Genomic DNA, 19,660 nt, shown 5'->3' with positions numbered 1-19,660 from the left:
TATATGATTATCCTTTGGTTCCGAGGACTGATTCCATCTTGAAGAATATTTTATCTTCCCTGATTTCCGGGGCACCTATTTTTGCAGTAGTGAGCATAGGGTATGAATTGGCATAAAAGTTCATAACGGTTTCCGGATTCCAGTCGGGGTTGGGATCGTTAAGCAGTAATTGAATATCCTTTTCCTTATATTCAAATACACGTTCTAAAAGGGTTGCTTTAATCATCACTAAAAATTTTAAATGTTAACTTTCAAATTCAGAGTAGTCTGTCTCCAGACCCGAGTATTCGTTATATTCCAGATCATCGATACCCTCCTCCTCTTGTTGTTCCTCTTCTACCGGGTTGGTATCTTTGACGGGAAAGGTTTTAGGCGCGTTGTCTAAAGGGGCGAACAGATCTGGAGCAAACTTTTCGGATAGTTCCTGTCGTTTGCTCCTGATTAGCTCTGCCTGACCTGGGAACTCTATCGGATCAGGTAATTTGGTCCATGCTTCTTTAAATTTCCCTTCAGTTTCCAGTTTGCGGGATTGAGCCATCAAATCATTATACTTTTTCTCTTTCGGATTTAATACAGGAGCGACCTTATCTTTTGCCGGACTGTTACCTTTTGCTTTGGCAGCCTCCAGGCTTTTCATGTATTGTTCCCTACTTCGCAAGAAAGTTGCCGTTTGATTCATAGGCTGTGAAATCGTTTCAAAGAAACCTTCATCAAGGTCTAAAGCAGACGCCGTGAGATTTAACGGAGGAAGGCATTTCCTGTCCTTTGGAGAACACTTTTCATTATCCATTAAAATGGAGACAACCAGCTGGCCGTTATCGGATTTTGCTATTACAAGTTTTACTGTGCCTGAGATGTCAAGCTGGTTTATCAGGCTAAAGAAGTTTGTTTGCATATGCTTATATATTTTAGCGTTTCGAACTTATGTTCTCATCAGTGTCGGAACCTCACCGACAGACGCTATTTCAGGCTGGTAGCGCACGATCAGGACAGGTCAACTGATCCGCTTTCTCAGCTCCGAGGCACTTACTAAGCTATTTACTGTTCAGGTAGTCCATTTACCTCGTGTCACCGCTGGAACAACTCGACTACTAAGCCATCCGTCATTGCGGAGATCAGCAATACGGGGATGCCCGTCTATGCTGACCTTTGCAAGGAGGAAAACTTCACAGGGGGACGGCAAAGAAAGTTTCGGATAAAAAAATACGACCCGAAGGGTGGAGATTTTTTTATCCGAACTGTTAGGCCTGACTTTCGGCGCCGGCTGCGGTGAAGTAGCTTTGCATTCAGGTCAGCAATAGCAGGCATCCCCTGTCTATCTCATTATCTCAATTAAAAAAATTATATAGGGTCAGGCATGTATCTCCAGTTAGTATCAGAAAGAAATGCACTAGGAAGTATAAAAAAAGGACAACGCAGTGTTGTCCTTTTTTTATCATGATAGTATTATTTAAAATTTTTGTGACGTTCCGAAGCCTCCATTTTGGAGCATTTCGTATTGTGCCATAATATCGGTAATGTCTAACCTATCCGTGGTAATCTGGATTTTACTATTGCTAGTACTTGCGGAACAGCAAACAACACCATCCTTATAAAAATCAAAAGTGGTAATTATCACCCCGGTCAATCGTTCCAGTTGGTTAACTTCATTTTCCAATAATTCTATCAGTGCCCACTGCTGTGGACCTGTTATTACTTCTATTCCCAGGAACACTCCAGGGTTTTTATACAACCTCATTGAAGGCTCATAATAACCAATCTTCCTTCCTGGAGGTGGGGCTAACGAATCAAAATGCCCAAGACGCATAACCTGCCTTTTTATCCATTCGTCATCAATTTTCATAACTACTATTGCCTCGGCCAGTTTGGAGGTACCCCTGTAGGCTTCCAGCCATAGATACCATGATAATGTATTTTCCATAATTGTTAGTTTTCTTCAGTCAAATAATTATCCAAACAAAAGCTGAATGGCCGCCGCCAATTTAGAAGTGGCCAGGTTAGCTGAAGCATAATCCAGCAAAATCTGGACAGACACTAAAGAACGGTAACCATAAAATCCTTGTTCAGCAAAGACATGCACCGATTTATTCATATCTGATTTGTATTTCATTAAATATTCCTGGAGTTCACGAACCTGCTCATACCAAAAGTCGGCGGTAATAATCCCATGCCCCCATATCGGCCTGGTCTCCGATTCGTTTTTCAAATAGGCATTGCATCCAGATTCCAGGCATTGTACTAATTCTGGTAATGACTCCTTAAACAAATCAGCCAGGAGTTTTGCCTTTTCAACGTTTGTCATTTCATCTATTGTTTTCATATCTGATCAATTTTATTTTTCCAATAATTAGTTTTTATAAAAAACGTGGCCATCTTCAAACCAGTAATTTGAACAGAACAGGTCTTTAGCATAGGCTTCATAATCAAAGAACGTTTTGGCGAAATCATTTAGATCCTGACGCTCTTCTATCAGCTCACGTGCAAATGCTTCCTCATCTTTATACATACCGACATAATCATCCTGAAATCTGTTCACCAAATCATCAATATCTTCTTTTCCCAAATCATAATGGTCATTGTTGCACCAGATCATAAATGGTTCCCTTTCAGAATTGTCCATTTCGGACAGCGTTTGCAAAACAGTAAATACCTGTTCACTGATACTACATTCACTAATGAGTCCATTGGGAATATTTTCATAATCCTGAAACATAAACTCAGGATCAGCTTCATCCTTGTGCAGTTCATGACAGGCTGCATAAAATTCCTGTACACTAGAATAATCCGAAAGCTTCAACCATTTTCCAAAAAGAGAACCATCATTATACTTGCCGTAGGTTCCCACATACACCGCTGCTTGATCAATGTCGATCTGATAATTTCTACTACTGTTCATATCATAAAAATTTAAAAGTTATCAATACCCGGAACCTGATCATCCACCTGGATTCATAGCAGAGTCCGGAAAAGTAAGCGCGCGACAATGCCTCTGAGCAAGCGTGCGTATAAGTCCCGAAGGGTGGAATGCGACAGCAGTCCATTATGCCGCAAAGCGCCGGCAAAGAGGCATTAGCTTAGCTGTGCTTTTCGGACAGGTATGAAAAAGGAAAAAAATATCAGCGAGCACGTAAGCAGCCTTAGGAGAACCCATCGTTGCCAAACCAGGCCAGGGATAGTAGTGGCATCCTTTGCAAAAGATAAAACGGATAGCCCGGCATCGAAGTGGGCCTCCAAAAAAACTATTTAGCCCTGAATTTGTTATGGTAAGACTGGCGCATTTCGTATGGATTACTTACAACTTCAAGCACTTCAAAAAAAGGGATATAAGGTATTGTACCGTGACCGCAAAAAGAATTATTTCGTCCCATTAAAGCAATCCTATTCATCCTTGCTCGATAAAATGCACCAAACGCCACTTTGGGAAGATGAACTTATAGATATACATGCAGCCCTGGAAAATTATAATGACTACCAGGAGTATTTATTTTTACTCAGGGTGGTCTATTTTAATCCTAAGGGATTATGATTGTTTTGACGTAAGAAATACTGCTGCAAAGCCCGCGAATTGATAATCAGAGATGAACAAAGTAATATTTTTCGTAATTTTAATAGAGGAATTTTAATGAGCAATTTATTTCGTTTAGAGGATTTTGAATGGCTGGATGAAGGGATTAGGCTACACATTAAGGAGGCAGAAGTTGGTTCAGACAGGGTGTTTTATATTTCGTTTAGTGATAAAAGGAAACCGCTAGTACTTACCCGAATGAAAAGCTATGCCGGGATGATCTGGACAAGTATACCGGCTGGGCGAAAAGAAACAGAAGATATTGGAGCGATTATAGAAGCTCATTTTAAAGGAGAATAGCGTATGTGTTATTATAACGGACAAAAAGTTAGCCGTGCCGAATTTATCCGCCTGATGGATCTGGAAAAAGCAGTCGTAAACTATGACTTCCTGGATAAGGATATCCATGATGGTTTCAGTTATGGCAATATTGCGGTTATTAAACCAACTGATGATAAGTGTAACTTCGATATCGTCCAGATGGAATGGGGCTTTATTCCACCATATACAAAAAACAGGGATGCCGTGGGTAAGATGCGATTTGGCTACAAAGATGCAACAGGGAAATGGCACCAACCTTACACTACCTTAAATGCAAAAGGTGAAGAGCTACTTTATGTAGACCCTGGGACAGGAAAGGAGAAAATGTTCCGGAAAGCTGCTTTGGAAAGACGTTGCCTTATTTTATCTTCTGAGTTCTATGAATGGCAGCATATTTATCCAACCAATAAAAGGACCGGCGAACCACTTAAAACAGCTAAGAAATATCCATACCATATTGGATTAAAGGATAAAGAGTATTTCTTTATTGCTGCGATCTGGCAGAACTGGACGGACAAGGATACCGGAGAAACGGTTGACACTGTGGCATTGGTAACCACAGAAGCTAACTCATTAATGAGACAGATCCATAATTCTAAAAACAGGATGCCGACCATGCTTCCGGATGAACTGGCGTGGGAATGGATTATGGGCGATCTTTCCGAAGAGCGTATTACAGAACTCGCTACCTACCAGATCAGCGCCAGGGAAATGGAAGCTTATACAATAGAGAAGGATTTTAAAACAACCGGAACTCCACGTAAATCATTTGTTTACGCCGAAGTTCCGGACTTGGTTTATGAAGTATAACGGTAGAAACCTATATTCCAATTAATAAGATCGAGATATTTCTTATGTGCATTTAAACTTCTCTATCGTTGAGGAAGGTTAATAGGAATACCTACTTTTAATCCTATCCTCCAATTTCTTTTATTAAAATCATCTGAGCTTTCCTCGATTCCTGTTTTTACAGAGGTTCTCCTTTTATCTGTTACATCCTCATTTCGGATGTAAGTAAGTATGGACAGTATATTTTTCTCTTTCCCAGATTCCCTGCTGTTAATGTTGAAGATGAGACCACCTTCAGCACCAATAAGCCAGGAATCATTCTCCCTTCCGACATAATCTACAAGATTGTAGAGTTTGCTATTATTAAAATTTGTGGAAATATAGGCTCCTGGAATAAACGTTTTAAGCGGCAAAAAGTAATAATCAATCGACGCTGACTTTAGGAAGCCGTACCTGATTTGATCAAAAGTATATGCTGTTCCCGACGATGTTTTCTGCGTTACGGAATTTCCAGCCTGAAACATTGGAGCCGTTGTTTCATATCCGAACGGAGAAAGTGCTGCCAAATTATTACTATGGCTTAAAGTGATAGAGGCCCGAAGGAAATGAGCGAACCTTTTAGGATATAGATGATATAGATTAAACATAGCAGTACCACCATAATACCAGCTATTTTCAGATTTAAAATATAAAGAATCTAGTCCCTGGTATTTATTATGATAAGCATTAATGCCTTCCCCTCTAATAAAAGGACTCAAGGTAAACCAGTAGTAGCTTTTCTTTGTCCATAGATCTGCTGAATTTTGAATCTTTAGTTTATTCTGCGTTTCGTACGAACTCCGACTTGTATATAATTTGTAATAAGTATAAACCTCCTGTTTATACCCCATCAAAAATCCTTTGTCGCTTGCATTAGCATCTACTTCAACCTTGCCTAAGCGGTTTAGAATATCATCTTTTGATGCATTTTCATCCAAGGCTGGTTTTACATCCTTGCATATTTTATTAACAAAATAAATAGCTATTTTTCTTTTATCAAGACTATCAAGAGTAGTTAAATCAAATGGTTTAACTGGATGATTTTCATCTTGCTTCTTTCTTTTCTTTTCAGTTTTAGACTTTATGTTTGTGAGTGGTTCGGTGTGATATTCTTTCAAAAGTCTAATTACATTTAAGGAATCTTTAATAAGGCTATACTCTTTGTCTACCAGATGATTGTTAGCAATTACAAGCAGTTTATTTTGAGTGGATTTAGGTGGATAACCATATTTACCACTGCTCCACGACGGTACTAAATGAAATGAGGGTCTTGCCTCAAAAGCACCACTAACATTTTTAAACCCTTTAAAAAGATTAAAGTTTTGACCGGTCACTCCACCCTTTATATCAAAGGATATATTTTTCAAAGCTCCCAAATTTTTAATCGGAAATGCCCCTGATATAGTTCCTTCCGGCTTTGATACGTCAATTTTCAAACCGGTTATTGGTATTGCTTCCCCAGTTATTGCATAAGAAATATCCTGAATGATCATCTTATCAAATAGCGAATCCGGTAATGGATCAACATTTTTAAAGTTTTCAACAGTTTGGGAAAATGCTGTGGTACTTCCCAGGATTAAACTGCAAAAAATTAGTACTTTCATAAGTAAAATATTAAGTTAATAATGGCGGTTATGTTCTCACAATTAGTATTCCCAAAATAAGGAGAAATTATCTCCTTGTCAACCCCATTATCTTTTTTTATTTATTAAATTTCTATTTAGTATTAAATAATCGACAATAGTTATAAAAGTTACGTCAGACCAAACAATTAATTTTTGGAATTATATGTTCCTGGGATCAGAATGAATACCGCAGCAAATATATTTGAACTTCATAATTTGCTGAATAAAAATTGTGACTAATCAAAACTTCTATTTTATACTCAAAAAATATATTTGTTGATAACAATGATTAAATTCGTAAAAATGAAAATTAATTACGAATAATGAAAAACAACAATTATATATCGGAATACCTAGACTATTTTATTTACACAAAAGACCCAGGGTTTGCTGTTATGATAAAAGGCAAATGGGGAGCTGGCAAAACTCATTTTATTAAAGCCGAAATATTAAAATGGGAAAAGAAACTCAAAGAAGTAAAAGAGAATGAAATACAATTAAAGCCCATATATCTTTCATTAAATGGATTTGTTTCAAAACAAGAAATTATTGATGGATTACAGGCGCAGATACATCCTTTCCTCTTTAAAGGAACCAGACTCGTAAAGTCTGTTCTTAAAGGCATTTTGAAGACCTCACTCAAAATTGATTTAGATCTTAACGGCGATAAGAAAAGCGATGGTACAATGAATGTCGAAATCGATCCCCTCTCACTTTTCAAAAGTAAAGACAATAAAATAAAAGGCGAACGTATTATTATATTAGATGATTTAGAGAGATCAAAAATTCCAATAGATGAAATATTTGGATTTGTAAATGATTTTATAGAGCATTCATCATGTAAAGTGATTCTCATCAGTGACGAATCGAAAATTGACAAAAGAAAAAATGGAAAGAGTGAGCGGCAGGTTGAAAGTAAATTTGATTACATTACCTTTAAAGAAAAAGTAATTGGCAAAACATTTACAATATATCCCAATACTGTTGAAGCTGTTGAAAAATATGTTGAGGATTGCACCCTTGATTGCATAAAAAACCAAAAGGATTGGGTTACAAAGACCTTAACTGAAATCTTCACGTTATCGGAAACTGAAAATTTAAGAATTCTAAAACGCTCACTTTTTGAATTTGAAAGACTATTAAAATTACTAGATGATGAAATTTTAGCGAATAAAATTAGGATGAAAAAAATTGTAAGTACCTGTCTACAGTATTTTACAATTAATTATATAGAACTAAATATCGGCAAAGAAAATCCAGACCTTAAATCATATAATGGGAAGTTTAATATTTTTAGTAGTGATTATTTAAATCAATATCGTAAAATATTGAAGCAAAACACCGAAGTGGAAACGCCGTACTTCTTGAATCAAGATACCATTAAAGAATATATTTTAGATGGAAATCATCAAGACTTATTAGCAGAAATTAAGGCGGCCTCAATTGAACGAGATCTTAAATCCTGGGAAAGACTGTGGTTCTGGCGGTTATTGGATGATAATGATTTTTTGGATCTTTTTAATAAAGTCAATTACGACTTTTTTCAAACAAACGAATTAGATGTTACTGAAGTTCTGCATATTTCGGGTATTTTATTTTCGCTAATTGATGAACATATTCGTCAGGACAAATCTAAAAAGCAAATTTCTGCTCGTGCTCAACAACTAATAAAAGCAAGTAACTTGAATGATCTTGGAGGCTATCTGGGTCGGATGTTTATTTTTAATTCCTCTTGGGGGAAAGAATATGCTTCGGTTAAAACTCCTGAATTTCAAAAATTGATTAAATTTTTGAAAGATCAAATCATAAAAAGTACAACCGAGAATTCAGAAGAAAAGAAAAATGAAATAATAAGTAACATTACTTCTACGAATGTTGAAACACTTTGGCAACGTTTGCATGCAGAATATGACGAAAATTTAAAATGCAGTTTTGATCGTACCCCAATATTTGAAAAGTTTGATGCCAATGAGTTTTTCGAAATTGTAAAAAAATTAAATAATAGTGGTATTTCCGAGCTTAATGATTTCTTCGATTATAGATATAATCCAGAGAAAAGGTTCAGTAATCTTACCATAGAAAGTTATCACAAAGCTGAATTAGTATTTGTCGATAATATGATTAAAATAATTGGAGAGCAAGTATCAAATTATAATGACATGCCAATTAAAAAAAAGAAATTAATAGAGCTGAAATCAACATTTGAGAGAGCAAAAACTAAAATAACTTCTTAATCAAAATTCGCTATCAATACTAATTATCTTAAAAATGAAACAAAGTGATTTTTTAAAGGCGCGGGATCTTTTCAATAGCACCAAAGATGTATTCGCGAAAAATCGAGAAAAACTGTATAACCGTAGGGATGAATTTGTCAAATACTTTACCCCAGAATTTATTTCTAGAATGCAATATGAAGATTTTGCTATCGGAATGGAAAGAGATAAGGTGAAGTTTAATTTTTGCTATTCGATTGAAAGAGAATTTGAGGATTTAGGGTATATCTACGGCTCTAATTCATTCAAATTTGGCTTCTATTATGGTCGTACTACCGCGGATCCTACAGTAAAATTTCGATATCCTCAGAAATTCGGAAAGGACGAAAATTATGTGGCTGCATTCAACAAAATAAAAGAAACTTTACTGCATTTAATTGAACACGGTGCTCGAGAAAACTATATTGAAATACAAAAGAATAAGTTTTCTCCTATGTTTCAGGGGAAAATTTTATCGATATTTTATCCAGATAAGTATTTAAATGTCTTTGCTCCCGATCACTTAGATCATTTTCTTGATCATTTTTTAATAGGCAGAACTGAGCTAAAATCTAAAGACAATGTTTACAAAAGGTTAAGGTTACAAGAATTCAAAAATGGTGATCCAATTATGAAAGATTGGAGTAACGATATGTTTTCATATTTTTTATATAATGAATACCCTGGAGGGCCTCCAAACAACAATTCAAAGGAAGTAAAAAGGAAACAATCAATAGAAGGACTTCCTGTCAATTTCGATCTATCTGTGGAGCAGGTATTTCCCGAAGTACAAACGGCAGAGTTTATAGAGTTAGATTTAAACATACCAGTACAAAAGACCACTTCAACTCGAATTTACATTCCCGGCCACAGCCCGCGTAGAAACTATGAAGCAGAAAATAAGCGTTTAAAGACCTTAGGAGATAAAGGAGAAGAGATTGTCTGGAAATCGGAAAAAGCAAGGTTGATTGCTTTAGGTATGACTGATGTTATTACACAAATGGATTGGCCAGGAAGTCGAGGTGAGGACCATTTGGGTTTCGATATCCTTTCATATGATAGAATAGCAGATCATCCTACAGAAATAAAAGTAGAGGTTAAGTCAACTACCTATCCGCCTACTGGAGACATTAACTTTTATTTTACTGATAATGAATACCAGTTAGCGCTTTCAAATGAAAATTATTATCTCTATATCGTATTTGAGGTTGCATCAGCAAAACCAAAAATCCTAAGAATTAAAGATCCATTTGGTGCAAATAGAGAAAAAATAGAACTTATCCCGATTCAATATAAAGCCCGCATTAAAATAAAAAAAAGTAAGAAATAGATTCGAACGCACTATTTCTTTAAATATAGTTTAAATCGTATTAGTATGCACTTTCCAGTCGGGATATTTTCTATATATATTCTTATTAAATAAGGGTTCGGTAAATAGCGCCCTTTCCACAATACTATACAACCTATTAGAATGCTTTAATCCACCGCAAAAATCCGGTTCCATTGCAATCGTCATCCCCTCTATTCTTTCCAGTATCCATCTTATTACTGGGCTTTGGGATGAAAATTGTTCCTCTATTGCAGCTTTTGTAAGGTACGTATACTTCTTTCCAGGAGTTGTTCCTCCCATGGATGGTGGATTGCATAAGGTAAAATAATCCAAGTCTATGTCCCAAAATACATGCTCCTCTTCGAGACTGGGAATCATTTTTTCAAACTCATTAATATTATCGAACAAGTATATTTTATGGGTATTCCCATGATAATCCTCAATAATCATAGGGTTATCTCTGCGAGATTTTTGACGGCATATCACATAAACATTCTGTATCTTATTCAATAGTATTGCAGACTGAATTTGGACATCATTTGTAGGTTCTAACCTTGCCCATGTATAGAAGGCTACCTTTGACATTTTGGTTGTCTCAAGAGATTTAAGTTCTTCTACCTTATCCTTATAAGGTGGGCATAAATCCTGGTGCCAATCGAAAGTTACCAAGGATGGAATTTTTCCATTAAGATCGTTTGTCCATTTTAACCAATAATAAAAAGCGAATCGATGTTCATGGAAAGCAGCAATCTCTATTGACTCTTCCTTATTAAAGGGCTTGTTAATATGGCAATCAAGGCAACCTGAGGGGCGAAGAAAATAAGGTATTGAATAAGTGGCGGTCTCGTTAATATTCATCAGTCTAAATTACTTTCAATAAAAATAACATAAATCTTTAAATTCAGTAATAATCTAAATCATATAATAATATAGATTAAACACTTCTCGGATCAGCTTTAAGCGGCATCTTCCCACACCTAGACACCTCTATAGCCGGACAGCCGAATTCTTCTACAACCTTACCTTCAATGAGGTAAAGTCCCCAATCCCGGAGCGGGTAGGCTGCCAGTGAAGGTGGAAAATGTACGGTATCAAAAAAATCTCCATCGACATCGAGGAAAGTGCCAAATTTCATATAGGTGCCATGTTTGGTTTTTACGGTTTTATCTGTTACAAAATCGCCAACAATCCGTATTGTTCTGCCGAGGTATTGAAGTAAATCCTTCGCTTTGCATTCCCCACGGTACTCAGATCTGGCCAGGTCAAAAGAGCTGCCGGAAACGATAACGCCGATCAGCTCGATCTCGTCATAGTAGTCTTCGAGTACCGAATGCACTAATTTAGGCAGTACTGGTTTGCGGCTCATTGATTCAAAAAGCACCATACCCTTGGACTGTTCTTTTTTGTCATTGCTGAGCAGTAAATGGGCTTCCCACAGCAGTTCCTTTTTGCCTACCCCTAGGAAACGGAATGCACCTACGCGAATCAGAATGATTAGCTGTTCCAGGCCCGCCCCGGTTCGTATCACAAAATTTTCCAGCCCTGTATAATTTCCATTACGTTCCCGCTCCGGCGCGATCCGTGTCGACAGACCATTTTCCATATTCAACAACCGGTCAAATCCCAGGTAGATATCCTTTCCATGAATAGTTGTCTGGAAACCAGAGGTATTGACACAAGGCAGGCAAATAGTAGCCCCGGAAACCTTTGCCTCGTTGATATAAACTTTTGCATTATAAAAGCCCCCGTAATTATTGAGCACGGAAACCATAAACTCCAGTGGGTAGTAAGTTTTTAAGAACAGGCTTTGATAGCTTTCCACTGCAAAGCTGGCTGAGTGAGCCTTATTGAAACTATAGCCTGCAAAGCTTTCCATCTGTCGCCATATTTCCCTGCTCACATCTTCCGGATATCCTTTTGCCTTACAATTGGCAAAATACTTATCATGGATCAGTACCAAGTGATCTTTGCTCCGATATTTACCAGACATCATTCTACGCAGTACATCGGCATCAGCCATATCCAGTCCCCCGTAGGCATTGGCAATTTTCATCACATCCTCCTGATAGACCATTACTCCATAGGTTTCCTCCAGTTGTTCTTTAAAGACCGGGTGCGGATACTGCACCAGACTGGGATCATGATGCCGCTTGATGAATTCTGCCATCATACCCGAACTGGCGACGCCGGGACGAATAATGGATGAAGCTGCCACCAGGGTCAGGTAATCATCACACTTCAGTTTGGTAATCAGCTGGCGCATGGCCGGGCTTTCGATATAAAAACAGCCAATGGTTTTGGCACTGCGTAGTTGATCGGCAATTTTTGGATCTTTAAAAAATCGTTTAGGGCTTTCCGTACTGATTACCTGCCCGGTGTTCTGCAGCACAATTTCCCTGCAGTCTTTGATATGGCCCAGCCCCCGCTGGCTCAAAATGTCGAACTTTTCAAATCCGATCTCTTCGGCAACATACATATCGTACTGCACGGTAGGTAATCCCTTAGGCGGATAATCCAGGGCAGAGTAACAGGTTAAGGGCTGCTCAGAAATCAATACCCCCGAAGCATGGATCGTGCGCTGATTTGGAAAATCCTCCAGCCTGCCAAATACGCTTAGGATCATATTGGTCACTTCATTTTTGTTCAACATGTTTGCTGGCTCATGTACCAGGCGGTCAATTTCTCCTTTGGGCAGGCCATAGATCTTTCCAAGCTCCCGAAGGATGCTCCTTCCTTTAAACGTGCTCATCGCCCCCATAAGCGCGGTGTGCGGCCCTTTGTATTTCGTAAAAATATATTTATAGATATCGTCCCGTTCGTTCCAGGAGAAATCAATATCAAAATCCGGTGGGGATTGTCTTTTCGGATTTAAAAACCGCTCAAAAGGAAGGTTCAGTTCTATCGGGTCCACATCGGTTATGCCCAGGCAATAGGCAACTGCGGAGTTTGCACCACTGCCTCTGCCCACATAATGGAAGTTCCGGCCTTTTGCATACCTACAGATATCATTGGTGATTAAAAAGTAGCTGGAGAAGTTCAGGTTTTCAATGATCTCCAGTTCTTTGGCAATCCGCTCTTGGGCTATTTTGTCGTGCTTCTGATACCGGTTGGTAAACCCGTCCCTGGTATACAATAACAGGAGTTCTTTATCGCTATACCGTGCACCGGTAAACGTTTCCTTATTCTTGATCTTTTTAAAATCCATGTCAAAGGAACACTGGCCCATCAGCCGGTTTGTATTGGCGATGAGTTGTGGGAACTGCTGATACAATTCCAGCAGCTTTACACGAGTTATAAATACTTCGTCTTTTGGCGCGACCTGACTCTTTTCCAGCTGAGAATACAGGATATTGTGGTCAATAGCTCGCAGCTGGCAATGTAGCTTATAGTCAGCTGATTTGAAGCTTACCGGGGCCAATATGACGTAGCGTTCATAGTTGCTTTTGGGTTCCAGTACAATAAGATTCCGTTCGGATGGCCGTATCCCGATATACTCATAATCCCGAAGTTCCGTTACGGTAATACTACCAAATGGATAGATCACAAACACATTGCGAAATTCCGGTGCCCGCCCGGGAATCGACAGTTCATGCTGGTTGGCCTGGGTACGGTACTCATTGATCTCGCGGAAACCTTCGGTATTCTTAGCGATGACTATAAACCGTAGTTCATCACCCTGGCGCAGTTCCATACCAGCAAGCGTATGCATCCCTGCCTTCCGGCCTTTCTGGATGAAGTCAATGGATGCAGAACTATTATTAATATCGGTTAGCACGGCACTGTCATGACCGGTGGCCATCATCCCGGAGACCAGGTCGTCCAGGCTCATCGTACCATATCGAAGACTATAATTACTGTGCAAATTGAGTAGCATACTTCCCTCCTTTTCCTTCCAAACAAATGCCTTTCATAATATATTCAACGCCGAACCGCTTTCGGATGTGGTCCATTGCCTGCATAAGGTGTATTTCTTCCATGGTATCATTAAAGATATCTACCTGGTAGTTGCCGGTAATCAGTTTAGAAAACTTCACCCCGATCAGGCGGATGAGCATCCTGCGGCTATAGAGTTTTTTAAAAAGCTCCATCACCTTTTCGGTAATCTGTTTATCCGAATTGGTATAGGATACCTTTACCTGCTGGGTGTGGGTATCGAAATTAGAATAACGGATTTTTAAAGTAATACAGCCGGTGAGCTTGCCCTCCTTTCGCAATTCATATGCCAGCTGGTCAACCATAGTGACCAGTGTTTTCCTGAGCCGTTCCATATCGGTGGTATCGGCCTCAAAGGTGGTTTCTTTACTCATGGACTTTTGCTCCCGGAAGGGTACGACCAGACTTTTATCCAGGCCGTTGGCTTTGTTCCAGATCGATACGCCATTTTCGCCCAGGACTTTGCGCATAGTAAAGACTTCCATTTCCTGCAGGGTATAAATTTGGGAGATACCCATATTACGGAGAACGGTATAGGACTTTTCTCCTACCATGGGTATTTTACGGATAGATAGCGGTGCAAGAAAAGACTTTTCTGCCCCCGTGTCCACTTTTTTCTCGCCGCAAGGTTTTGCCTCACCTGTAGCAATTTTGGAAACGGTTTTGTTTACGGATAGACCAAAACTGATCGGAAGCCCTGTTTCGTTGATGATCCGTCCCCTTAATTCCTGCGTCCATTTCCAGCACCCGAAAAAACGGTCCATGCCGGAAATGTCAAGATAATGCTCATCAATGCTGGCCTTTTCTACCACCGGGGCCACATCTTCAATGATCTCGGTGACGATATTGGAATATTTAGAGTACTGATCATAGTCACCCTGGACAAGGATGGCTTCAGGACATAGTTGACGGGCCAGCCGCATGGGCATGGCAGAATGCACGCCATAGCGCCGGGCCTCGTATGAACAGGAAGCTACCACTCCCCGATCACCACTACCCCCAATTAAAACCGGTTTGCCCATCAACTCAGAATTGAGCAACCGTTCTACAGATACGAAAAATGTATCTAAATCACAGTGAACAATATGCCTATCCATAATTTTGCAATTAATTTTTACTAGCTTTGTTCAAAATATGAACAAAAATTATGTTCATAATATAAACATGTAAAAATGAATACGCAAAAAATATATTTTTTCTCTAATTTGAGATTCCTGCGGAATCGAAGGAAACTCACTCAGGAACAGGTTTCTGCGGCTTTGGGTATACACAGAATAAAATATACCAACCTTGAAAATGGAAAAACCAAATCGCCCAATATGGACGAGCTCCTGAAGCTGTCGAGATTTTATAGGCTCAGCATTGATACACTTTTACAAATAGATTTATCAAAAATGGGCGAATTGAAGTTAAGAGAGCTGGAAAATGGCGATGATGTGTATATCAAAGGTGGAAATATACGTGTCCTGGCTATTACTGTTGACCCTCGTAATAATGAAAACGTGGAGTATGTAACGATTAAGGGAAGAGCGGGATATGCAGCCGGGGGCTTTGCCGATACAGAGTTTTTAGCAGAGTTACCGAAATATTCCAATCCTAACTTACCGAAATTCGGCACTTATAGAACATTTCCGATTGAAGGGGATTCCATGCTGCCTTTTCCAGTAAACGTGGATATTACAGGAAGGTTTATAGCGGATTGGACTCAAATTAAACCCAAGACGTTGGCTATTGTAGTGATTAAGGGACAGGATATCGTGTTTAAAGAAATTCAGGTATTGGAAGACGGATTGTTAGAATGCTCATCCTATAATAAAGTCTATAAGCCGTTTACTGTGCCCTTTGAAGAGATTTCTGAAATTTGGGAGTATCATTCCTATGCGACTACGGTCGTACCAGAAATGCCTTCAGATTTACAGATTGTCCTATCAAGGCTCGAAAAAATCGAAGAAAAAATTGACAGCAATAACCATTAAACAGAAAGCCGCAAACGATGCGGCTTTTACTTTACTTTATGGGTTAGTACAATTCACTCTATTTATATTCTCCACTTACTCGGATTGGGATTAAGAAACAAAGCAATAACAAATAAATTGTTATTGCTTTTTGTAATTCAATTGCTACGGTATGAAGCGAAGCAGATCAAAGTTAATCCATTTTGAAAATAAACCAAATCATAACTTACTCTAATTTGATTTCGATTACTTCCCTACTGATAATGAGATAATTGAAAGCAATAATATTTGCGCCACTTCATCCTCGAGCAAAACAAAGGACATTCGTGCAAGTCCTTTTTGTTTGATATCGAAAATAAACAACCATTAATCAATTGGGATTCTACTACCAATCCATTCTTTAAATGCTTTTGCTTTATTCTGGCTGACTGTTGCTGGAACAGGGGGAACAGGACTGACTTCAATTTCTAACTTACCATAGCTTTCGGGCCTATAGCCATGGCAACAATCTTTTTTCGCAATAAGCTTTCTATTAATCCTGAAGAACTGATCACCTGGTAACAGACTTTCTAATTCATCCAAAGTATGATCGGTTAGTAGTTCGCCCGATTCACTGCATTTTATCAGGACTTTACCTTCAATAATATATGCCAGCAAGATATCATTTGCATTGATATAGCGCACACTTGCCCCATCCAGTACTTTAACAGGATTTAATAACCCGGAAGACATATTTTCTCGATCCAAATTTCTAACGGTGCCTGCTTCTTTTTGCAAACGATATGCGTGCACAAAATATGGAACAAGGATAAAAAGCAGGTTTAACAATATCAGTAGAACCACTACCAATGGAAATACAAAAACGAGGTAATCCGTTTTAAAAATATTGATACCATTGATGCCGAAATATAAAGCTGCCATTAGAAAAACCAGTACTGCAGGCACCACTAATCCAAAAACAATCTGAAGCAGAATCCTCATTGCGGTGTGATCATGTAGTGGATATTTTCTGCTGAGCACCTGGTTAATCCGGTATAAAAGTTCAGTAACCGTTATAGCAATTAGGAAGGTTACTCCAAATTCGTAATAGAACTCAATGGTTAGGAGCCTTTCAAAAATGCTGTGTATACTACCGAGCTCTGAGACATATAATGATGCTACCAGGACGGAAATGAAACGAAATATAAATCGGTCTAAAATTGTTGATTCGTTATTCATAGATAACATCTAAAGCAAACAAATTGCCAAAGGCACAATAATTGTATTATTAATTCATTTAATATATCAATTATGCCAAAACTTACACCTGCGGGGGTTGCAGAAGTTACTGCAAGCCTTTACGCACTTTCCAACGCGGAACTTATTTTGCAAACCGATTTAGTTGCATCGGATTATGTGTCCTGGATGCAGGACAAGTTCGACCTCACACCAAGTGAATTAGAGTATATCACTTCAGCACCAATCCAGGTTGTCAAATTCTGGGGCTATGCATTTGCCTCAGCATTAATTACCAGGGGTCCTATTATTTTCCCAACAATACCAGAGAATCCGGAACCTCGGAGAGCAAAGGAACTCAGGGAAAATATGATTGGCGAACTCAGGTATGATAACGCATCAAAAACGATGACCGGATCAATCCAAACAACAATTGCTTTCAAATTATTGTAACCAGAGGCCGGATATCCGGCCTTCTCAGTTTACGACCTATCCAGTAATGCTGTATATATTCTCAAATAAAATTGCAATTAAGAGAGACAATTGCCATATTTGAAATATTAATTGAAGCTACCATCCTGCCTTTCAGGAACCTTATTTGTGAATTTCTCTTTATCTATCCTGCCGCATTTCACTTTGTAGTTAATCAGATTGCGCATGAAGCCAGTTACATTCTTATCCGAAACAGAATTAATTAATCGCATAAAAAAAGGTGATCAGGCTGCATTTGAGCAAATATATCTTCAGTACGCAAGGAAGCTTGCCCATCGACTACTACAGCTACTTAAATCTGAAGAAATTGCCCAGGACATCTTACAGGATGTCTTTCTAAAAGTTTGGGAAGTTAGGGACCGACTCAATCCGGAACAATCATTTGGAGCTTTCCTTTATACCATTGCCACTAATTACTGCAAAAAGTCTTTTCGTAGATCTTTGTTGGACCAGACTTATCACCATCACAATACTTTTGAAGAAGCTTATTCACCAATCGAGCAACAGTTGAATCAAAAGGATGCCCAACAGATATTATCGGCTGCCCTTGAGAAACTGACGCCCCGGCAAAAAGAAGTCTTCACCTTGCATAAAATTGAAGGCCGGAACTACAATGAAATAAGCGCATTGCTTGGTATCAGCCCCAATACTATTAATCAGCTTATGCAGCAAGCCAATAAACAGTTAAAAGCAGGACTGGTGGGACAATCTCTCCTACTGGCAGCAATTTTATTGAGCTAATAATTAGGGATTTACTGGAAATATTAAATTTTAATTGATTTCTTATAGCTATTATTTTTTGATTAAAGGTATTTCCTATAGATACCTAATCAAATGATCATGGAGCAGAATATAAAACAGTTATTTGACAAATATGTTTCCGGCGCTGCCAGCATCGAGGAAACCCGTCAGCTTTATGATTATTTTGAAACTACAGGCAATAGCGAAGAACTGGATGAGCTCATAGAGCACTATTTGCAATCAGACGAGAAAGGCAATACCGAAACAGCAGAACAACAGGTAGACGGTGTAACTGCTGGAGCCTGGAAACACATAAAGGCTAATTTACCGGAAATACCGGAAGCTAAAAGAACAATTCTTTCATTTAAATGGATCGCTGCCGTAGCCGCGCTGCTAGTTATCGGTATGACCATTACTTTCATGAATATGGACCATAAACCGGATGCACCGCATCTTACGAGTATTTATGGATCAGATGTATTGCCTGGAACCAATAAAGCTACCCTGACCCTTTCTAACGGTAAAAGCTATGAATTAAAAGACAGTAAGGAAGGATTACAGGTAAAAGTGGATGCCATTAGCTACCAAGATGGGGAAACCATTGCGTCAACCGATGCAATTACACAGGCGACAATCACGGTACCTAATGGCGGAGTTTATACCCTAAAGCTTTCAGATGGCTCCAGGGTGCAACTGAACTCCGGATCGGTGTTTACTTATCCTATTCAGTTCAAGGGGACAGAACGTTTAGTTAAATTATCAGGGGAAGGTTATTTTGAAGTAAGTCACGATGCTACCAAAGCCTTTAAGGTACAGTCCCGCGGACAGGTCGTAACGGTACTAGGTACCCATTTCAATGTACAGTCATATGATAATGAGCCCATAGAAACAACCTTACTGGAAGGAAAAGTATTGGTGCAGGCCACTGCGGGGCAGGGATCAGCCATACTTTCTCCCAACCAACTAGCCAGATTTACGAACGATAAATTTCATTTGAAGAATGTGAATGCACAGGATTATATAGGCTGGACAAAGAATTTGTTCGTCTTTAATCATCTCACTTTAGCCCAAATATTTAAGCACCTTGAGCGCTGGTATGATGTGGACATTGACTACCCAGCCAGTATATCAGATGAGCTGTTTATGATGGAAATACCAAAAAATAGAAAATTATCTGAAATTCTTGAGGCCATTTCTGTTTTAGATAAATTGAATTTTAAGATACAAGGAAGGAGGATTACGGTAACACAGCAATAAAGACGTTTCATATGTTTGCCAGGATACCATAAAATGCCGGGGCTGTTCGCGCAGCGCCCGGCGGGTATCGGGTAAAAAAATTAAATTCTGACAAACTAACATTTTTAACCCTGGTACAAACTTACTCATTGTTGACTTTATTGTCA

19 protein-coding genes are annotated in these 19,660 nt (G+C 38.8%); 9 read left to right on the top strand and 10 right to left on the bottom strand.

All coding sequences use genetic code 11. The features are described 5' to 3' along the window. Window positions 1–7: 7 nt before the first annotated feature. From OK025_RS21495 to OK025_RS21475, 5 genes are all read right to left on the bottom strand, one after another. A complete protein-coding gene (locus OK025_RS21495; RefSeq protein ID WP_317666775.1) occupies window positions 8–226 on the bottom strand; it encodes a PRTRC system protein C in 219 nt (72 codons plus the stop codon). An 18-nt stretch (window positions 227–244) separates the two neighbouring features. After that, window positions 245–895: a prtrc system protein e gene (locus tag OK025_RS21490; protein WP_317666774.1), complete on the bottom strand. Its 651-nt coding sequence runs from the start codon at window positions 893–895 to the stop codon at window positions 245–247. 555 nt (window positions 896–1,450) lie between these two features. Next, complete coding sequence (locus tag OK025_RS21485) at window positions 1,451–1,921, bottom strand: hypothetical protein (RefSeq protein WP_317666773.1); 471 nt, start codon at window positions 1,919–1,921, stop codon at window positions 1,451–1,453. 27 nt (window positions 1,922–1,948) lie between these two features. Then, complete coding sequence (locus OK025_RS21480; RefSeq protein WP_317666772.1) at window positions 1,949–2,320, bottom strand: hypothetical protein; 372 nt, start codon at window positions 2,318–2,320, stop codon at window positions 1,949–1,951. A gap of 27 nt (window positions 2,321–2,347) precedes the next feature. Then, a complete protein-coding gene (locus OK025_RS21475) occupies window positions 2,348–2,896 on the bottom strand; it encodes an antirestriction protein ArdA (RefSeq protein ID WP_317666771.1) in 549 nt (182 codons plus the stop codon). 387 nt (window positions 2,897–3,283) lie between these two features. Between OK025_RS21475 and OK025_RS21470 the strand changes: the two genes are divergently transcribed. From OK025_RS21470 to OK025_RS21460, 3 genes are all read left to right on the top strand, one after another. Further along, on the top strand, window positions 3,284–3,526 hold the full coding sequence (locus OK025_RS21470; RefSeq protein WP_317666770.1) for a hypothetical protein: 243 nt from the start codon (window positions 3,284–3,286) through the stop codon (window positions 3,524–3,526). 96 nt (window positions 3,527–3,622) lie between these two features. Then, on the top strand, window positions 3,623–3,865 hold the full coding sequence (locus OK025_RS21465; RefSeq protein ID WP_317666769.1) for a hypothetical protein: 243 nt from the start codon (window positions 3,623–3,625) through the stop codon (window positions 3,863–3,865). A gap of 3 nt (window positions 3,866–3,868) precedes the next feature. Then, entirely contained in the window at window positions 3,869–4,696 is an 828-nt protein-coding gene (locus OK025_RS21460) for an SOS response-associated peptidase (RefSeq protein WP_317666768.1), read from the top strand. Between the two features lie 62 nt (window positions 4,697–4,758). On the opposite strand, the gene OK025_RS21455 is transcribed toward OK025_RS21460, so the two are convergent. Continuing rightward, entirely contained in the window at window positions 4,759–6,207 is a 1,449-nt protein-coding gene (locus tag OK025_RS21455; RefSeq protein ID WP_317666767.1) for a hypothetical protein, read from the bottom strand. A 455-nt stretch (window positions 6,208–6,662) separates the two neighbouring features. On the opposite strand from OK025_RS21455, the gene OK025_RS21450 reads away from it, so the two are divergent. Together OK025_RS21450 and OK025_RS21445 are read left to right on the top strand one after the other, a co-directional pair. After that, window positions 6,663–8,573, top strand: coding sequence for a P-loop NTPase fold protein (locus OK025_RS21450; protein WP_317666766.1), 1,911 nt, complete (start codon window positions 6,663–6,665; stop codon window positions 8,571–8,573). Between the two features lie 34 nt (window positions 8,574–8,607). Then, a complete protein-coding gene (locus tag OK025_RS21445; protein ID WP_317666765.1) occupies window positions 8,608–9,921 on the top strand; it encodes a DUF3883 domain-containing protein in 1,314 nt (437 codons plus the stop codon). A 30-nt stretch (window positions 9,922–9,951) separates the two neighbouring features. Here OK025_RS21445 and OK025_RS21440 read toward each other — a convergent pair whose 3' ends face one another. From OK025_RS21440 to dinB, 3 genes are all read right to left on the bottom strand, one after another. Beyond that, entirely contained in the window at window positions 9,952–10,779 is an 828-nt protein-coding gene (locus OK025_RS21440; protein ID WP_317666764.1) for a hypothetical protein, read from the bottom strand. Between the two features lie 76 nt (window positions 10,780–10,855). Further along, window positions 10,856–13,795 (bottom strand): DNA polymerase III subunit alpha, encoded by a 2,940-nt coding sequence (dnaE, locus tag OK025_RS21435; RefSeq protein WP_317666763.1) that lies wholly within the window; start codon window positions 13,793–13,795, stop codon window positions 10,856–10,858. Beyond that, the gene (gene dinB, locus OK025_RS21430) at window positions 13,773–14,951 is read right to left on the bottom strand and encodes a DNA polymerase IV (protein ID WP_317666762.1); all 1,179 of its coding nucleotides are present in this window, start codon (window positions 14,949–14,951) and stop codon (window positions 13,773–13,775) included. The genes dnaE and dinB overlap by 23 nt, the downstream gene beginning before the upstream one ends. Before the next feature lie 75 nt (window positions 14,952–15,026). Here dinB and OK025_RS21425 point away from each other — a divergent pair, with 75 nt between their 5' ends. Next, window positions 15,027–15,830, top strand: coding sequence for a LexA family transcriptional regulator (locus OK025_RS21425; protein WP_317666761.1), 804 nt, complete (start codon window positions 15,027–15,029; stop codon window positions 15,828–15,830). A gap of 345 nt (window positions 15,831–16,175) precedes the next feature. Here the strand turns inward: OK025_RS21425 and OK025_RS21420 are convergent, their stop codons facing one another. After that, window positions 16,176–17,027, bottom strand: coding sequence for a LytTR family DNA-binding domain-containing protein (locus tag OK025_RS21420; protein WP_317666760.1), 852 nt, complete (start codon window positions 17,025–17,027; stop codon window positions 16,176–16,178). A 72-nt stretch (window positions 17,028–17,099) separates the two neighbouring features. Between OK025_RS21420 and OK025_RS21415 the strand changes: the two genes are divergently transcribed. The 3 genes from OK025_RS21415 (at window position 17,100) to OK025_RS21405 (ending at window position 19,514) form a co-directional block, all read left to right on the top strand. After that, window positions 17,100–17,477: a hypothetical protein gene (locus OK025_RS21415; RefSeq protein ID WP_317666759.1), complete on the top strand. Its 378-nt coding sequence runs from the start codon at window positions 17,100–17,102 to the stop codon at window positions 17,475–17,477. A 204-nt stretch (window positions 17,478–17,681) separates the two neighbouring features. Continuing rightward, a complete protein-coding gene (locus tag OK025_RS21410) occupies window positions 17,682–18,257 on the top strand; it encodes an RNA polymerase sigma factor (RefSeq protein WP_317666758.1) in 576 nt (191 codons plus the stop codon). 99 nt (window positions 18,258–18,356) lie between these two features. Then, a complete protein-coding gene (locus OK025_RS21405; protein WP_317666757.1) occupies window positions 18,357–19,514 on the top strand; it encodes a FecR family protein in 1,158 nt (385 codons plus the stop codon). Window positions 19,515–19,660: the final 146 nt, after the last annotated feature.

It is taken from the genome of Sphingobacterium sp. UGAL515B_05 (assembly GCF_033097525.1).
Taxonomy (GTDB): Bacteria; Bacteroidota; Bacteroidia; order Sphingobacteriales; family Sphingobacteriaceae; genus Sphingobacterium.
This window is presented reverse-complemented; position numbering and strand designations above follow the sequence as displayed.